Annotated in this window: 14 protein-coding genes and 1 pseudogene; 12 read left to right on the forward strand and 3 right to left on the reverse strand. The window is 58.4% G+C overall.

All coding sequences use genetic code 11. The features are described 5' to 3' along the window. Positions 1-14: 14 nt before the first annotated feature. Complete coding sequence (locus IAE39_RS13555; protein ID WP_201203151.1) at positions 15-1,358, forward strand: cation:proton antiporter; 1,344 nt, start codon at positions 15-17, stop codon at positions 1,356-1,358. A 98-nt stretch (positions 1,359-1,456) separates the two neighbouring features. On the opposite strand, the gene IAE39_RS13560 is transcribed toward IAE39_RS13555, so the two are convergent. Further along, positions 1,457-1,666, reverse strand: coding sequence for a general stress protein (locus IAE39_RS13560; protein WP_051096970.1), 210 nt, complete (start codon positions 1,664-1,666; stop codon positions 1,457-1,459). A gap of 307 nt (positions 1,667-1,973) precedes the next feature. Between IAE39_RS13560 and IAE39_RS13565 the strand changes: the two genes are divergently transcribed. From IAE39_RS13565 to IAE39_RS13575, 3 genes are all read left to right on the forward strand, one after another. Continuing rightward, positions 1,974-3,056 (forward strand): M42 family peptidase, encoded by a 1,083-nt coding sequence (locus IAE39_RS13565; protein WP_201203152.1) that lies wholly within the window; start codon positions 1,974-1,976, stop codon positions 3,054-3,056. A 76-nt stretch (positions 3,057-3,132) separates the two neighbouring features. After that, positions 3,133-4,230, forward strand: coding sequence for a catalase family protein (locus tag IAE39_RS13570; RefSeq protein WP_201203153.1), 1,098 nt, complete (start codon positions 3,133-3,135; stop codon positions 4,228-4,230). A gap of 314 nt (positions 4,231-4,544) precedes the next feature. Continuing rightward, positions 4,545-8,687, forward strand: a complete 4,143-nt coding sequence (locus IAE39_RS13575; protein ID WP_201203154.1) for a CheR family methyltransferase — start codon at positions 4,545-4,547, stop codon at positions 8,685-8,687. A gap of 82 nt (positions 8,688-8,769) precedes the next feature. Here the strand turns inward: IAE39_RS13575 and IAE39_RS13580 are convergent, their stop codons facing one another. Beyond that, positions 8,770-9,150, reverse strand: coding sequence for an NUDIX domain-containing protein (locus tag IAE39_RS13580; RefSeq protein ID WP_201203155.1), 381 nt, complete (start codon positions 9,148-9,150; stop codon positions 8,770-8,772). 219 nt (positions 9,151-9,369) lie between these two features. Here IAE39_RS13580 and IAE39_RS29660 point away from each other — a divergent pair, with 219 nt between their 5' ends. The 7 genes and pseudogenes from IAE39_RS29660 (at position 9,370) to IAE39_RS29910 (ending at position 12,970) form a co-directional block, all read left to right on the forward strand. Further along, entirely contained in the window at positions 9,370-9,660 is a 291-nt protein-coding gene (locus IAE39_RS29660) for a hypothetical protein (protein WP_236548557.1), read from the forward strand. Positions 9,661-10,214: 554 nt separating this feature from the next. Next, positions 10,215-10,445 (forward strand): annotated as a pseudogene (locus tag IAE39_RS29665) (hypothetical protein); the annotation flags it as partial. Between the two features lie 222 nt (positions 10,446-10,667). Next, a complete protein-coding gene (locus IAE39_RS13585; RefSeq protein WP_201203157.1) occupies positions 10,668-11,102 on the forward strand; it encodes an NUDIX domain-containing protein in 435 nt (144 codons plus the stop codon). A 57-nt stretch (positions 11,103-11,159) separates the two neighbouring features. Next, positions 11,160-11,432: a PepSY domain-containing protein gene (locus tag IAE39_RS13590; RefSeq protein WP_201203159.1), complete on the forward strand. Its 273-nt coding sequence runs from the start codon at positions 11,160-11,162 to the stop codon at positions 11,430-11,432. A 292-nt stretch (positions 11,433-11,724) separates the two neighbouring features. Beyond that, the gene (locus IAE39_RS13595; protein WP_201203161.1) at positions 11,725-11,967 is read left to right on the forward strand and encodes a hypothetical protein; all 243 of its coding nucleotides are present in this window, start codon (positions 11,725-11,727) and stop codon (positions 11,965-11,967) included. Beyond that, positions 11,964-12,761, forward strand: a complete 798-nt coding sequence (gene xth / locus IAE39_RS13600) for an exodeoxyribonuclease III (RefSeq protein WP_201203163.1) — start codon at positions 11,964-11,966, stop codon at positions 12,759-12,761. The genes IAE39_RS13595 and xth overlap by 4 nt, the downstream gene beginning before the upstream one ends. A gap of 80 nt (positions 12,762-12,841) precedes the next feature. Continuing rightward, entirely contained in the window at positions 12,842-12,970 is a 129-nt protein-coding gene (locus IAE39_RS29910) for a PSPA7_2676 family Cys-rich small protein (RefSeq protein ID WP_268934150.1), read from the forward strand. 51 nt (positions 12,971-13,021) lie between these two features. Here the strand turns inward: IAE39_RS29910 and IAE39_RS13605 are convergent, their stop codons facing one another. After that, complete coding sequence (locus tag IAE39_RS13605; RefSeq protein WP_201203166.1) at positions 13,022-14,809, reverse strand: thiamine pyrophosphate-requiring protein; 1,788 nt, start codon at positions 14,807-14,809, stop codon at positions 13,022-13,024. A gap of 144 nt (positions 14,810-14,953) precedes the next feature. Between IAE39_RS13605 and IAE39_RS13610 the strand changes: the two genes are divergently transcribed. Beyond that, positions 14,954-15,478: a cupin domain-containing protein gene (locus tag IAE39_RS13610; protein WP_201203168.1), complete on the forward strand. Its 525-nt coding sequence runs from the start codon at positions 14,954-14,956 to the stop codon at positions 15,476-15,478. The last annotated feature ends 100 nt before the right edge of the window (positions 15,479-15,578 follow it).

Below are 15,578 nucleotides of genomic sequence, written 5' to 3' on the forward strand. Positions count from 1 at the left end.
AGGCCCCTGCGCACATGACCTTCATCGTCTGGTTCGCCATGCTGGGCGCAGTCTTGTTGCTACTCGCGCTCTCATCTTCCTATTTGCGTTGGATACCTGTTACGTCCTCGGTGGTATGCCTTGGTCTAGGCATTGCGCTGGGCTCGCCCGGGCTGAGCTTCCTGCAGCTTGATGTCGCCCAGTCCAGTGGCTGGATGGAGCATCTGACCGAAGTCGCCGTGTTGTTTTCGCTGTTCTTCAGCGGCCTGAAGTTGCGGCTGCCCTTGGGTAACCGCAGATGGTGGGGGGCCTTCTACCTGGCTGGGCCGGTCATGGTGATCTGCATCGCTGGCGTAGCACTGGTGGCGCACTACGGCCTGAATTTGGGATGGGGTATCTCGGTAATGATCGGGGCTATTCTCGCGCCTACCGACCCAGTCCTGGCGACCCTGGTACAGGTGGTCGATGCTCAGGATGATGATGCTGTTCGTTTCAGTTTGTCTGGCGAGGCCGGGCTGAACGATGGGGTGGCTTTTCCATTCGTCATGCTCGGGTTGTTCCTTCAGCAGAACACCGGGGCGTCGTGGCTGGGTGATTGGCTACTCAAAGACATGTTATGGGCCGTGGCTGCTGGCCTGTTTTGCGGCTACTGGATGGGGCGTGGTCTGGGCAAGCTCACGCTATTCCTGCGCCTGCGTAACGACGACAGTACGGTGTCACCCAACGATTACCTGGCCCTGGCACTGATCGCGCTCGCTTACGTGATCGCCGAGTCGATCCAGGCCTATGGGTTCCTGGCGGTGTTCGCTGCCGGGCTGGGCCTGCGCCAGGCCGAAGTGCAGACCTCTACCAACCCAGATGCCCCGGCTGCGGAGCATTTGGTGCAGCCTGTGGTGGGGCACCAGCACGTGGCGCCAGAGTTGGCCGTAAAAGGAGATGTGGAAGGGCTTGAGGATTCACAGGTGGCTGCCGGGATCATGCTGGGAGACATGCTCGCATTTGGCAGCCTGGTTGAACGGGCGCTGGAGGTCTTTCTGGTGACCTTGCTCGGCGTTGTGCTCGTCGCCCATTGGGATTGGCGAGCCCTGATCATTGCGGGGGCGCTGTTCCTGGTGATTCGGCCTTTGAGCGTCATGCTGATGCCGTTCCGGGGAATGCTGGATGCGAGGCAGCGTGGGCTGTTGGGGTGGTTCGGCATTCGAGGCATTGGTAGCTTCTACTACCTGTTTTATGCCATCAATCACGGCCTGTTGCCGGGCTCTGCAGTGCAAGTCAGCAATCTGGTGCTGTCAGTTGTGGCGTTGAGCATTTTGCTGCACGGGCTCAGCGTGCAGCCGCTGCTTGCGCGTTACGAGGCGTGGAAACGGAGCGCTCGGTGACCTCCAGTTGTCTCGGTCGAGTGCTTGTGAACAACGCTCGCTCATAAAAATGCCAGGGCGATCCTTCGCCCTGGCACATTCAACGTAGGCCAGCGGCCTTAGCTGTTGCGACCGCCGCCATGGCTGTTCTGTCCGCCTTTGCGGCCAGCCTCTGAGGCGCGTTCACGGTCATTGGCAAAGTTGCCGCCTGAGGATTGGCCACCCTTGCGCCCCGCTTCGGAGGCTTTCTCCCGGTCGTTGGCAAAATTGCCTGGGTTGTTCTGTGCAGTGCCGCCTTGATGCCCGCGATTGGTTTGGTTGTTAGCCATGATCTTTCACCTCATGTCAGTCACACAGGAAAGTCTGTGTTCAAGTCCGACTGCTAGGCCAAGGGCAATCACTCCCACAAAATCCCATTCACCGGACGAAACGCATGAAGTATTTGGCGCTTTACTTCATGCGTCCTAGAGCCTGCGCCGCAAGCAGCTTGGATTGGCATCCATCAGTTCTCTGGCATTGGTTCCGCCAAAGGTGGCCGCTCAAACAAATCCCCCACGCGGTTTGACCAGCGAACCGGCTGAACGCAGGTTGCCGGGATCGGGTCAATAGCTGACGCAGGAGCGAGGAGGGAGAACTGTGCAAATTGACGCGTTACTGACGGAGCTACTGAATGCTCGCGGCCCTGGCGGCCAGGAAGATGAGGTGCAGGCCATTTGTCTGCGGGAGTTGGCCTCTCACTGCGACGATGCGCATGTTGACCGGGCAGGCAATGTAATTGGAGTCGTTCGCGCTGGACACTCCTGCGATCCAGAAGATGCCATCAGGGTCATGGCGCACCTTGATGAGATCGCAATGATCGTCAAGAACGTCCACGAGAATGGAACGTTGGAAGTTCTGGCCTTGGGTGGTGCTCAGCCGATCAGCTTCGGTGTTTGCCCGGTCGAGATCCTCGGCGATGGAAAAACTCTGCCCGGTGTTCTGTCCTATGGATCGATGCACAACAGCGGCCGGACTCCCAATGGGCGAGATGTGCTGGCAGGCAATATTCAGTGGAAAGATGTGTATGTGGTCACACGCATGGCGAAGCTTGAGCTGGAAAGCGCTGGGGTGCGCCCCGGCACCCGTGTGGTACTCAGTCAGCATTGGCGTAAACCTTTCAGTGTTCATGACTGTGTGGCTGCCCATTTTCTGGATGACCGTGCACCACTCACTGCGGTCATCGATTGCGCCCGCTTGCTGCGAGCAAGGCGTGACGAATTGCACCAGGATGTGTGGTTCGTCTTGACCACGCTGGAAGAGGAATCCAATGCCGGTGCGCTGTACGCTGCTGCCAGGTTACCGGGAGAGACCACCATAGCAGTCGAGGTTGGGCCGGTGCTTGAAGAGTATGGTACGGAGCTTACGGCCAATCCGATCATCAATACCGGCGATCAGAAGGGATACTACAGTCGCACAGTGGTGCAGGCGCTGATGGCTGCCACTCGGCGGGCAGGGTATATCCCCCAAGCGGCATTACTGGTGGATTTTGCTTCCGATGCCAGCGCGGTGTTGAGCACAGGTATCGATGCCAAGGCGGGATGCATAGCGATCCCGACCGAAAATACCCATGGTTTCGAGATGGCCCTTATGGAGGGGATCTCGGCCTGTGCCGTTACGCTCGTCGAATATCTGATAGATCCGCGGCCAGGCCATCTGTCCGACGCTTCGTTAGCGAGATGAACGCTGCTCTGGATAACTGACCCTGAGTTAAAGACAGGTGACGAAACCTGTGTCTTCGCCTCAGGAGCGCTTACCCATGACTGACCAGCCGTATACCTCCCTTGTGGTCACGCCACTGCGTTTTCAGCCGTCGTTCGAGCAAATCCCGGATGACGAGGCCGAGACCAGCAAAGAGCTAGCCGAAACCCTTCACGGCATCATGGAAAAAACCTTTGCCGACAACGGGCACGCCAGTCGTAGCGTGCATGCCAAAGCCCACGGTTTGTTACGCGGCCAGATAACGATGCTGGACGATTTGCCGACTGAGCTTGCCCAGGGTGCATTTGCCAAGCCAGGTACCTTGCCGGTGTTCCTGCGCTTCTCGACCAACCCCGGCGATATCCTGGACGACAAGGTATCGACCCCACGAGGGCTCGCTTTGAAGATCGTGGGCGTAGAGGGCCCCCGCCTTCCTGGGAGCGAGGGTGATATCACGCAGGACTTTGTAATGGTGAACGCCAAGGCCTTCACCTCGGCAACGCCCAAGGCATTTCTCAAGACCCTAAAGCTACTGGCCAAAACCACCGATAAAGCGCCTGGCATGAAGAAGGCATTGTCAGCAGTGCTGCGTGGGGTCGAGTCGATGGTCGAAGCCCTTGGGGGCGAGAGCGGTACCCTGAAAGACCTTGGCGGCCATCCGCAGACGCATATTCTGGGTGAAACCTTCAGCACCGTCGTGCCTATCCTGTATGGGCCCTATTACGCAAAGCTGGCCGTCGTACCGGTGTCGCCGTCGTTGAAGGCATTGACTGACCTCAAGGTCGACCTGGGTGAAGATCCCGACGGCCTGCGCACGATTGTCGCTGAGCATTTTCAACGGCATGGTGGCATCTGGGAGGTACGGGTTCAGCTGGCAACCAATATCGAGAAAATGCCTATCGAAGATGCCTCCGTTGAATGGCCGGAAAACCTCAGTCCCTACCTCACCGTGGCCCGATTGACCGTAGACCCCCAGCCATCCTGGGATGGGGAGAAAATTGTGCAAATTGAAGATGGCATGGCGTTCAGCCCCTGGCATGGCTTGGCTGCACATCGACCGCTTGGCGGCATCATGCGGGTGCGCAAGCCTTCTTATGAAATGTCATCCGACTTTCGCGCTACTCATAATGGCTGTCCCATCCATGAGCCCCGTTAGAGGGTGGTCATGAGCGGGCAGAGAACTAAGGTGGATCAGCTGACTGATCTTTCCAAGAGCAGGATTGATCCGATCATGAGCAGAGGTGAGGTATGCTGTGGCCACTTTGCGAATGGTAGGCACTATACTTTGGGAATGTGCTCTTAAAGATCGACATGATGGCGTTTCACAATCGTCGTCTAGTTGTCTTTCTTGCTTCCTCAGAAGTGCATGCCTACCGGTGCCCATCTACTCTGCCGATAGCGTCGATCAGGACACGGCCATCTGCAGCCTGAACCGTCAAACCTCAGCTCACGATCAGATTCGAGATTCCCATGAAACCGACAACAAGACGTCCCACCTCACTGCCGGAGCGAGAGGGCATTCTGCCCAGCCACCTGCGGTTTCCTGTGGTCGGTATAGGTGCTTCTGCGGGCGGTCTGGCTGCGCTGAAGACATTTTTCGAGCAGATGCCTGCTGACAGCGGAATGGCGTTCGTCATTATTCTGCATTTGTCGCCAGACCACGAAAGTGTGGCCGACAAGATTATCCAGGCATGTACGTCGATGCCAGTGATGCAGGTAACCGATACCGCACCTATTGAGCAGAACAGCGTTTATGTGATCTCGCCCGCCAGTCAGCTGGCTATGAACGATGGCTACTTGAGGGTTACGGCAGCCAATCGCCCGGCGGGTAGCCATGTGGCTATCGACCTGTTTTTCCGTGATCTGGCTGACGTGCACAAGGAGTTCGCCTACTGCCTGGTGCTGACCGGCACGGGCAGTGATGGTGCCGTGGGCCTGTCCCGCATCAAGGAGCAGGGTGGTATCACCATCGTGCAGAGCCCGGATGATGCTGAATTCGACGGGATGCCGCTGGCGGCAATAGCGACTGGAATGGTCGACGCTGTGCTGCCGGCAGCCGAGATACCCAACAAGCTGCTCGAAATCTGGCGTAATACCAAGACGATCAAGATCCCCGCACCGCACGACATGAAGGTCGCATCCACGTCTCCAGAACTGGAGCGAGAGGTGGCGGAGCGGGTTCTGCTGGATATCTTGCTGCTGCTGCGAACCCGCACCGGGCATGATTTCAAGCACTACAAGCGAGCGACGGTGCTCCGGCGTATCGAGCGGCGCCTGCAGGTGACGGCTCAACCCGACCTGCCTGCGTATTACCAGTACCTGGAAAACACGCCCGACGAAGCCAAGCAGTTGCTGGGGGACATGCTGATCGGCGTGACCAACTTCTTCCGTGACCGAGAGGCCTTCGAGGCGCTGGAGCGCCACGTGCTCAGCCCTTTGATGTCCACAGGCGAGGATAAAGCTCGCCCCGATGAGGTGCGCATCTGGTCGGCTGGATGTTCGACAGGGGAGGAGGCCTATAGCCTGACAATCCTGTGCACTGAGCATCAGAAACTTGAGGTCAACCCGGTCAAAGTCCAGGTATTTGCCACGGATATCGATGAGCGTGCCATTGCGGTAGGTCGGACTGGCGCGTACCCGGAAGCGATCATCACCGACGTGCCACCCACGCGTCTGCGGCAGTATTTCCTGAAAGAAGGTGAGCACTACCGCGTCCGTAAGGAAGTCCGCGAAAAAGTCTTGTTTGCCAAGCACAGTTTGTTGTCCGACCCGCCATTCTCGCAAATCGACCTCATCGTCTGCCGCAATTTGCTGATCTATCTGGATCGCGACATCCAGCGAGAAATGCTGCAGATGTTCCATTTTGCCCTGAAGCCTGGCGGTTATCTGTTCATGGGCTCGTCCGAGTCTGCCGATGCCTGCCCTGATCTGTTCACACCGGTTGACAAGCGCAACCGGATTTTCCGTGCGCGGGCAGGTGCCAATATCAATCGCCGGGCGCCTTCGATGCCCCGCGGCGGCTTTGCCCTGTCCAGTCTTGCGGCGCCGCCACCCATGCTGCCGCCCGCGCGGAAGTTTTCCTATGCCGATATCCATCAACGGGCGATGGCCGAGCAGATGCCGCCGAGCATGATTGTCGACCCCAATGGCGACATCCTGCACATGAATGAGGGTGCTGGCAGATTCCTGCGTTACGTAACGGGGGAGGTTGGGCGAAACGTTCTGGTGCTGATCATGCCGCAGTTGCGCCTTGAGCTTCGCACCACGCTGTACCAGGCCCAGCAAAGTGGCAAAGCCACGCTGTCCCGCAAGATCCGGGTGAGCGATCACGAAGGTGACTATCTGGTCGATATCACGGCGCGTCCGTTCAAAGACGAAGCCACCGATCAGGATGTGCGCACCATCGTGTTCAATGTCACCTCCATCGAACCGGGCACCGAACTGCTCGACCTGGATCTGCAAACCGAGAACAAGGTGCTGGCCAGTCTGGAGAACGAGCTGCAGCGAACCAAGACCCACCTGCAGGAAACCATCGAGCAATCGGAAGTCTCGAGCGAAGAGCTCAAGGCGTCCAACGAAGAAATGCAGGCCATCAACGAGGAGCTGCGCTCCGCGACGGAGGAGCTGGAAACCAGCAAGGAAGAGCTCCAGTCGATCAACGAAGAGCTGCTCACGGTCAACTACGAGCTCAAGACCAAGGTCGAAGAAACCGACAAGATCAACGACTATCTGGCGAACCTCATTGCCTCCACGGATATCGCCACGGTGTTCGTTGACCGCAACATGCATATCCGCTGGTTCACGCCCCGCGCCAAAGAGATTTTCAGCATGCTCCCGGTGGATACCGGGCGCTCGCTGCTGGATATCACCCATCGCCTCAACTATCCGGAATTGGCCGAAGACGCTTCGTCCGTGTACGAGTCGCTGACCATGCTGGAGCGTGAAGTCAGCAGCGCGGATGGCCGTTGGTACATTGCCCGGCTTTTGCCATACCGCTCCAGCGAAGACCATATCGATGGGACGGTACTGACGTTCATCGATATCACCAAGCGTCGGGAGGCTGAGGAAGATCTGCGCCTGGGCCAGGAGCGCATGCGCCTGGTCGCTGAAAGCACCCACGACTTCGCCATCATCATCCTGGATGAACACGGCAAGATCACCGACTGGAACACTGGCGCACAACTGATCTTTGGCTACACCGCTGAAGAGGTCATCGGCTCCTCCTACGAGCTGATTTTCTCCGCTGAAGATCGCAGTGCGGGTGTTCCGCAAACCGAAATGCGCAATGCCCGTGAGCATGGGCGTGGTGAGGATGAGCGTTGGCACGTGCGTAAGGACGGCAGTCGGTTCTTCTGCAGCGGCGAAATTGCGTTGCTGCGTGCCGAAAGTGCCTTGGGTTACGTCAAGATCGCGCGTGATCTTACGGGCCATAAACGGCTGCACGATGAGCAGAGCAAAAAGCTCGCCGAGACCCAGAGCACCATCCACATGAAGGACGAGTTCTTTGCGGTCATGTCCCATGAACTCAAGCACCCGCTCAACCTGATTCAGCTCAACGCAGAAATTCTTCGAAGGCTCCCGGCCGTTCGCAACACGGAGAATGCCAGCAAGGCGGTCGGCGCCATCGGCGAGGCTGTTACCAGCCAGGCTCGAATCATCGATGACTTGCTCGATGTGGCTCGCATTCGCACGGGCAAGCTGAAGTTGAAGACCCGCCTGCTTGATATCGGTGCAATGCTGAGTGAAATCCACTCAATCGTTATTGAAGAGTATCCCAACGCAGAGATCACGTTAGAGAAACCGAGCGCGGAAGTGCCGGCGATGATCATCGACGGCGACCCGACCCGCCTGGAACAAGTGATCTGGAACCTGCTGCAAAATGCGCTGAAGTTCAGCGGTGAAGCGGCCAAGGTACGTATTGTGCTCAGCAAGGCGGACAAGCACGCCCACATCGATATCATCGACAACGGTGTCGGATTGCCTACTGCCGACCTGGAAAACGTGTTCGACCTGTTCAAGCAGGCCAAACCCAAGCATGCCACCCACCAGCGAGACGGCCTGGGCATTGGGCTGTCGCTGGTTCGCCAGCTGGTACAGGCGCATGGAGGCTCGGTCGTTGCCAGGTCTGCGGGTATTGGTCATGGCTGTACGTTCAGTCTCTCGCTGCCGCTTTCTCAGGAGCTGATCAAAGAGCCGAAGGATGGGAACGAACCCGGCGAGCCCCAAGGACGACTGAAGGGGCTCAAGGTCTTGCTGATTGATGACTCGCCAGAAGTGCTGGAAGTGATGCGCATGCTGCTTGAAATGGAGAGTGCCCAGGTGAAGAGTTACAGTGATCCTGCCCAAGCGCTCAAGCATTCACTCCAGGAGCGCTTCGATGTTATTCTTACCGATATCGGAATGCCGGAGATGGATGGGCATGAGCTGATCAGTGCCCTCAGGGCCGGCAAGGTTCATCAGTACACGCCTGCGATTGCGTTGAGCGGTTATGGCGTGTCGACGGATCCTCACAAAGGCAAGGACATGCAGTTCGACCGACATCTCACCAAGCCCGTGCAGTATGACGACCTGGTGGGTACCATCGAGTCGTTGTGTAAAAGCCCATCGTCCTGACCACCTAGCAGCGAGCCCTCAGTGCTGAGCTTTCAGGGCTGAGGGTGAGCTGGCTTGCGGCTTGATGACGATAAGGCCTCACTTATTTGAGTTCCAGGAAGCCTTCTCGTCTGAGTAATTCCACATTCGTAGGTTTTACCGCCACGTGACTGAGTTCTGCGACAGAAAACCATCGGCATTCCACGATCTCGTGAGATGGTCGAGGATGCAGGGACGCTGGAACGTTCATGCGATAGAGCCAGTGCTCCTCTCCAGTAAGCACGCTGTGCCCGAGAAACTGAGCATCGGTAAGTTGGAGGCTGGTTTCTTCACGCAATTCTCGACAGGCCGCTTCGAGCTGGGTCTCGCCGGGATCAATTTTCCCGCCGGGCAGTGACCACTCAGGGGCTTCCTTACGCACCATCAGAATTTTGCCGGCTTGCAGGCAAATGACAGTGGCATGCAACTCTCTCGATTGGCTCATGGCAGTTCCTCCGATATGAACGGAAGGCCAGAACCGCACGCCAAAGTTCATGTCGCACGGTGAACGGTTCAACTAGGCCAAGCGCCTGCCGCAAATACACGATGTCATGACCCACCTGAACCCTTCTGCGCTGAATCATTGCCGATGTCATTGAATGGTCGCGTTAATGGGCTATGGTGAGGTTTCACAACTATAAGACTAACGTCGTAGGAGGCCGGAATGCGCATTCGTGGTGATGTTTTTTGGGACTGGGCGGATCCAGTGCTTCATCATCGGTCTCATGGCGAGAAGTTGGATGATGGCACGTCAATCGACGTGCAGGTCAGGCTTTCAAGGGTGGGCCAGACTCAGATGTTCATCGGGGTCTATGCAGGCTGTGGAATGGCCCGTCATGAAGAAGCCTTCGACTCTCGACCAGGCGAGTCCATGACTCGAGCTTTGGCTTGGGGCGTGGAGCGGGCAAGGCGCTTGGCGACAGATCAGCAGCCTGCAGTGAGACAGGTTGCGTAGCTTTTACAAGCACAGGGTTTCAAGGGCGGTCGTTGTCATCAGGTAACACCGACCGCTGTTCTCAAAGCAACTCACTTGGTCTTCACTCTAATTTTTCTAGAAGCCAAGCCCATCCAGCGGCGGTGGGGTCACCTGGTCTCTCAGCGTCGTCCAACGCTTTCAAGGCATTGAACTGGAACTCCGCTCGGATGCGCAGTTTCTGAAGATCCGTACAACAGCTGTCTGATACTCCCCTTTCATAGGCTCGTAGCGATCTCATGGCCTGGCTGCAGGCGTTCAGCTGTGCCGTTATTCGAATCGAGTCCGCCTTAGTCATTTTCAGATGCCTCCAGAGGGCTAAGCGATTCGGGTTCAGTCCTGTCCACACTAACAGTTATCGGACAAATTTCTCGTTCTCTCGACCCTATACCGACAGGCGGCTAGGCGCTACCGGGCAAGTTACTGTTGACCTCATTGGCGTCATTGGGTACCCAAAATTCTGGTGTGCAAATAAACATGAGTTATCTTGATGGTTATATATAAAAAGACTAATACTTAGGTCTGCCGGAAGAGGGATCATCATGCAGACACGCTTCGTTGTCGTTCCCGCTGTACCCATGGAAAAAGAGACCTTCCCGCGTCCAATCGGCTACACCGGCGCTTCTGGGGCAGGATTCGACCTGTACGATACCCATTGCAAGATACGGCTTGCCTTGAACTGCCCCACGCGTGCCGAGGCGGATTACGAATGTGCCCGTCGTAACGGCCAGAACAGCGCGAGCGGGTCGAGCAATGCAGAAGCGGGATCAAGGTGCGTGGGACGCGAGTCGAGCCCTGAAGGGCGAGGTTCCAGGTTCGCAGGGCATGGCTAAAGGGGCGTACTTGCACCCGAGCGATCATTCCCGAAACGACCTCAAGGTTAGGTCCGGACAGGCGTCCGGAACTCGTTTTCGAACGTGCGGGTCTTCACCATAAGGAAGCCAACGTCAACGTTCAGGAAGTCGCCCATTTTCCAGGTGCGATCCCTCATGAGCGTCATCAAGCATCGCCCAACCAGCGCAAAGGTAACGATCATCTGTTCTCGCAATGACCAGGTTCTTCTGGTTCGCAGAAAGGGTGCCAAATGGAAGTTTCCAAGCGCTCTTCTTGCGGCAGGTGAGTCCCCAATCATGGCTGCTGCTAGAGAGCTTTGGAAGGCGCTATCGTTGCATTGCTCGCGGCTGAACGCCGTGGGCACCCTCGAGGTTGGCAGGGTTCTCCACCATATCTTCACCGCGGACCTTACTGACGGATGCAGTGTTTCGCTTGGCAGAGGCATCGTCGATTGTAAGTGGATCGGCTGGGAGGACTTGAGCTCAACCATGCTGAAACCTACAGCCGCTGCTTTGCTGTCCCGAGATCTATCAGCGCTTGTCCATCGGGATGATCCCGCTGCCTTGGAATTGGCATCCGACACAAACTGAACGGCGAGGTCATTGAGCCGGTCGGATCGTTAAATGCCATGGGAAAGGACGTTAGGGATGAAAGCGATGACTCGACTGTTTACCGGCTTGGCTCTGGTGGGGACCTTGGGAGCCACGACAGCATGGGCGGATCAGCCCGGCGCAGATTGGAAGGTTACCAAGGATCAGGCCGAAGCCACCTTGAAAGGTGCTGGCTACACGCAGATCACCAAGATCGAGGCCGATGATGGGCATTGGGAAGGTGAGGGCATGAAAGCTGATGGTAAGCAGTATGAGTTCCAGGTCGATCCACACGACGGGAAAATCATCAAAGACGAGCTGGATAACTGATCAGGGCGGGTGTTGCTCTTTGAGCGGCCCGCGCCTTCTGCGCGGGCTTTTTTTCAGCTATCAATTATGCAAGCCAGGCCTGATAAGTCGGGCAAAAGAAAGCCCGCTGCTAGGCGGGCAAGGTCTATCACACGTAGGGATAGCTAACGCTCCCATACTGCATGTGAAAAAGCCGTGAAGACGCTTGGGGGGCGACGGGCTACCTCCGCATTGGCTTTTGAGCCGCACACTGGAGTTGAACATCACGCTATGCCAAGGCTCTGACCTGTATTGGTAATGCGAGGACGTTCCCATGAGCATCGAACGCAGCATCCCCGAGCTTGAGGCCTGGTACGCACAGTACGACGACATCAGCTACCGGCGCGAGTCGCCGGATGCCTACCACCATGAACTGATCCGCACGGCCGAGGCCCTGCGCGACGACGGCGCCATCGACTGGGACGACTGGCTGGCGCTCAAGGCTCTGGCCGACCAAGCGCACGTGGGGGCGCTGGAGGATGCAGTGAAGGCCCATGTGAGCGACCCGGACGCATGAAAGCGCTGAAAATCGCCACCTTCAACATCAACGGAATCCGAAGCCGCCTGCCGGCTTTGCTGGCTTGGTTGGAGCGCGAGCGGCCCGACATCGCCTGCCTTCAGGAACTCAAGGCGGCGGATCGGCAGTTTCCGCGCGAGGATATCGAGGCCGTGGGATACGGCTGCCTGTACCAGGGGCAGCCGGCGTGGAACGGGGTGGCCATCTTGGCGCGTGACAGCGAGCCGATCGAAGTCCGTCGCGGCCTGCCTGGCATGCAGGACGATGACCAGAGCCGTTATCTGGAAGCCGCGGCACACGGGGTGCTCGTGGCCTGCCTGTACCTGCCGAACGGCAACCCGCAACCCGGCCCGAAATTCGATTACAAGCTGCGTTGGTTCGAGTGCCTGCTCAAGCATGCGCAAGTGCTCTACGGCAGCGGCCATCCCATGTTACTGGCCGGAGATTTCAACGTGGTGCCGACGGACATGGACATCTACGATCCACGTTCCTGGGCCAATGATGCGCTGCTTCAGCCTGCGTCCCGGGCGTGTTTCGATCAACTGTTGGCGCAAGGCTGGGTCGATGCCATTCGCCATCTGTACCCTGACGAGCGCATCTACACGTTCTGGGATTACTTTCGCAACCACTGGGCCCGCAATGCCGGGTTGCGCATCGATCATCTGTTGCTCAACCGGGACCTCGCCCCGTATCTGAAACAGGCAGGCGTCGATGCGTGGGTGCGAAACGAAGCCAAGGCCAGCGATCATGCGCCCGTCTGGATCGAGTTGAGCGAGCGCCGCCAGCGCCGCTAAGGCACTTCAACCAAACCTTCACGCACAGGTGCAGTCACTACCAATAGGAGCCCAGCGTTTTCGGGCCATGGAGGTGATAGATGCACATTGTCTGCCTGCTGCGTGGCTGCCTGTGGCATGTGATGCCTGATGGTGAATTCACCGGCTTGACATGCCAGTGCTGCGAACGTTGCGGCGCGTGGCGCTACTGCCAGCGCGAACAACGTTGAAGCACGCCGGATAACGTGCAACCCGCGCCTGCGCGCGGGCTCCTGCTATCGCTATTTTTTGCCGGGCAGTACCGAGCTGAGTACCTGCTTGGCGGTCTGCACGATGACCCCGGCCTGATCCGGGTCGCCCTTGAGCAAGGTACTGGCGAACTTCTTCGCTTGTTCCAGCTTGATGTGTGGCGGAAGGGGAGGCACATTCGGGTCAGTCTTGAATTCGATCAACACCGGCCTGTCAGCCGCCAGCGCGCGTTCCCAGGCGCTGGCAATGTCTTCTTCACGCTCTACATAGATGCCCTGCAAGCCGATGGAAATCGCGAACAGGTGATAAGGCACATCGGGGATCGACTGCGAAGCTTCGAACTTGGGGTCTCCCTCCATGACGCGTTGCTCCCAGGTCACCTGGTTCAGGTCTTCATTGTTGAACACCGCGCAGATCCACTGCGGGTTGTCCCACTGCCGCCAGTACTTGGCCACGGTGATCAGCTCGGCCAGGTTGTTCATCTGCATCGCGCCGTCGCCTACCAGAGCCACCACGCTGCGCTGTGGGTGGGCGAACTTGGCTGCGATGGCATAGGGCACCGCCGCGCCCATGCTCGCCAGGCCGCCGGACAGCGAGCACTGCATGCCCTGGCGGATCTGCAGATCGCGGGCATACCAGTTGGCGCATGACCCTGAATCACTGGTGACGATGGCCTGGTCAGGCAGGCGAGGGGAGAGTTCATGTACCACGCGCTGCGGGTTGATCGGGTCGGCTTTGACCAGTGCGCGTTTCTCCAGGGTCTTGTCCCAGTGCGCGCGCCAGCTTTCGACTTTGTCGCGCCAGCGCCGCTCGCTTTTGCGCTCGAGCAGCGGCAGCAAGGCGCGCAGGGTTTCGCTGGCATCGCCGACCAGGTTGACTTCCATTGGATAGCGCAGGCTGAGCATGTCCGGTTGCAGGTCGACCTGCACGCCACGGGCCTGGCCTTCCTTGGGCAGGAACTCGGCATAGGGGAAGCCGGAGCCGATCATCAGCAAGGTGTCGCACTCGTTCATCAGCTGGTAGCTCGGTTCAGTACCGAGCAGGCCGATGGCGCCGGTGACCCAGGGTAAATCGTCAGGTAGCACGGCTTTGCCCAGCAGCGCCTTGGCCACGCCGGCACCGAGCTTTTCGGCCACGGCGATGACCTGCTCGGTCGCCTGCAAGGCGCCGGCACCGACCAGAATCGCAACCTTTTTCCCGGCATTGAGCACCTCGGCCGCCCGTTGCAGGTCAGCGTCGAACGGCACGATCTTGGGCTTGCTGTAGCCAATGCCCGAATGCACTGTGCCGTGTGCCCGTGCTGGGTGCTGGTAGGGCAGGTCCTGTAAGTCATTGGGCAGGATGATGGCGGTGACGCGGCGTTCGCCGACGGCGGTACGCACTGCGCGGTCGAGCAGGTGCCGCACCTGCTCCGGGGTCGACGCCTGCTGTACGAAGGCACCGGCAACATCCTTGAACATCGACAACAGGTCCAGTTCTTGCTGGTAATGCCCGCCCAGCGCTGCGCGCGCCTGTTGGCCGACGATGGCCAGTACCGGTTGGTGATCCATGCGTGCATCGTAGAGACCGGTCAGCAGGTGCGAGGCCCCGGGGCCGGAAGTGGCGATGCACACGCCAAGCTCGCCGGTGAACTTGGCGTGGGCGCTAGCCATGAACGCGGCCATTTCTTCATGGCGGGCCTGGATGAATTCAATCTTGCCGTTGGCTCGGCTCAATGCGCCAAATACGCCATTGATGCCATCCCCAGGGTAGCCGAAGATGCGTCGAACACCCCACTGGTACAAACGCTCTACCAAAAAGTCGCCTACTGTCGTTGTCATCGTCTTTTCCCTGTCTGTGATCGATAGGGTCTGGACTGGGCCGCGAAGGGGAAAGTTTCAACAGGTTGTACGTGGTCAGCCCGCAGGAACCTCGGCACCGGTATGGCTTCTCAAGGACATTGCCCACCTGATCAGGATGCCTTCATGTATGCCATCGACAGCAACACCCAGCCCCTGCAGGCCCTGCGGTTCGAGGACGATGGTGCGACGCCCAATAGCCGCTTCCCCGTGTTGCTCTACCAGCTGCAACTTGCGCCTGCGCATGACAATGCCGGCGCGTTCGAGACCTTGTTCGCCGCTCATCAATGGACCCCGCTGTGGCGTGCCGGGATTTTCGATTACCACCATTTTCATCCCAATGCGCACGAGGTGCTTGGCGTTGCCCGCGGCCAGGCTCGGATAATGTTGGGCGGTGCAGCGGGTCAGGCGCTGACGGTCAAGGCGGGTGATGTTCTGGTTTTACCCGCAGGGACGGGGCATCGTTGCATGGCGTCCAGCGACGACTTTCTGGTCGTGGGCGCCTATCCGCAAGGGCAGGAAGATTACGACATCCAACGACCAGAAGTTGCCGCTCACCAGCAGGCGCTGGCACGTATCGCCCGAGTGCCACATCCTGAGCAAGACCCGGTAAGCGGAGCTCACGGTGCTCTGATGAGACTCTGGCAGTGATCAGAATCCGGTCAGATTTAATGTCGGTGGAATGGCCTCCTTGACCACCCCGTTGGCTTGCGCCGACGGTACGTTGGGGATCATCTTCCTGAAGGTTGCC

Source organism: Pseudomonas sp. S37 (genome assembly GCF_016658545.1).
GTDB lineage: Bacteria > Pseudomonadota > Gammaproteobacteria > Pseudomonadales > Pseudomonadaceae > Aquipseudomonas.

Bases quoted from the DNA above. Each gene is read 5' to 3' on its own strand.
- IAE39_RS13555 (WP_201203151.1), top strand. From the start codon at position 15: ATGACCTTCATCGTCTGGTTCGCCATGCTGGGCGCAGTCTTGTTGCTA.
- IAE39_RS13560 (WP_051096970.1), bottom strand. From the start codon at position 1,666: ATGGCTAACAACCAAACCAATCGCGGGCATCAAGGCGGCACTGCACAG.
- IAE39_RS13570 (WP_201203153.1), top strand. From the start codon at position 3,133: ATGACTGACCAGCCGTATACCTCCCTTGTGGTCACGCCACTGCGTTTT.
- IAE39_RS13575 (WP_201203154.1), top strand. From the start codon at position 4,545: ATGAAACCGACAACAAGACGTCCCACCTCACTGCCGGAGCGAGAGGGC.
- IAE39_RS13580 (WP_201203155.1), bottom strand. From the start codon at position 9,150: ATGAGCCAATCGAGAGAGTTGCATGCCACTGTCATTTGCCTGCAAGCC.
- IAE39_RS29660 (WP_236548557.1), top strand. From the start codon at position 9,370: ATGCGCATTCGTGGTGATGTTTTTTGGGACTGGGCGGATCCAGTGCTT.
- IAE39_RS13585 (WP_201203157.1), top strand. From the start codon at position 10,668: ATGAGCGTCATCAAGCATCGCCCAACCAGCGCAAAGGTAACGATCATC.
- IAE39_RS13590 (WP_201203159.1), top strand. From the start codon at position 11,160: ATGAAAGCGATGACTCGACTGTTTACCGGCTTGGCTCTGGTGGGGACC.
- IAE39_RS13595 (WP_201203161.1), top strand. From the start codon at position 11,725: ATGAGCATCGAACGCAGCATCCCCGAGCTTGAGGCCTGGTACGCACAG.
- xth (WP_201203163.1), top strand. From the start codon at position 11,964: ATGAAAGCGCTGAAAATCGCCACCTTCAACATCAACGGAATCCGAAGC.
- IAE39_RS29910 (WP_268934150.1), top strand. From the start codon at position 12,842: ATGCACATTGTCTGCCTGCTGCGTGGCTGCCTGTGGCATGTGATGCCT.
- IAE39_RS13605 (WP_201203166.1), bottom strand. From the start codon at position 14,809: ATGACAACGACAGTAGGCGACTTTTTGGTAGAGCGTTTGTACCAGTGG.
- IAE39_RS13610 (WP_201203168.1), top strand. From the start codon at position 14,954: ATGTATGCCATCGACAGCAACACCCAGCCCCTGCAGGCCCTGCGGTTC.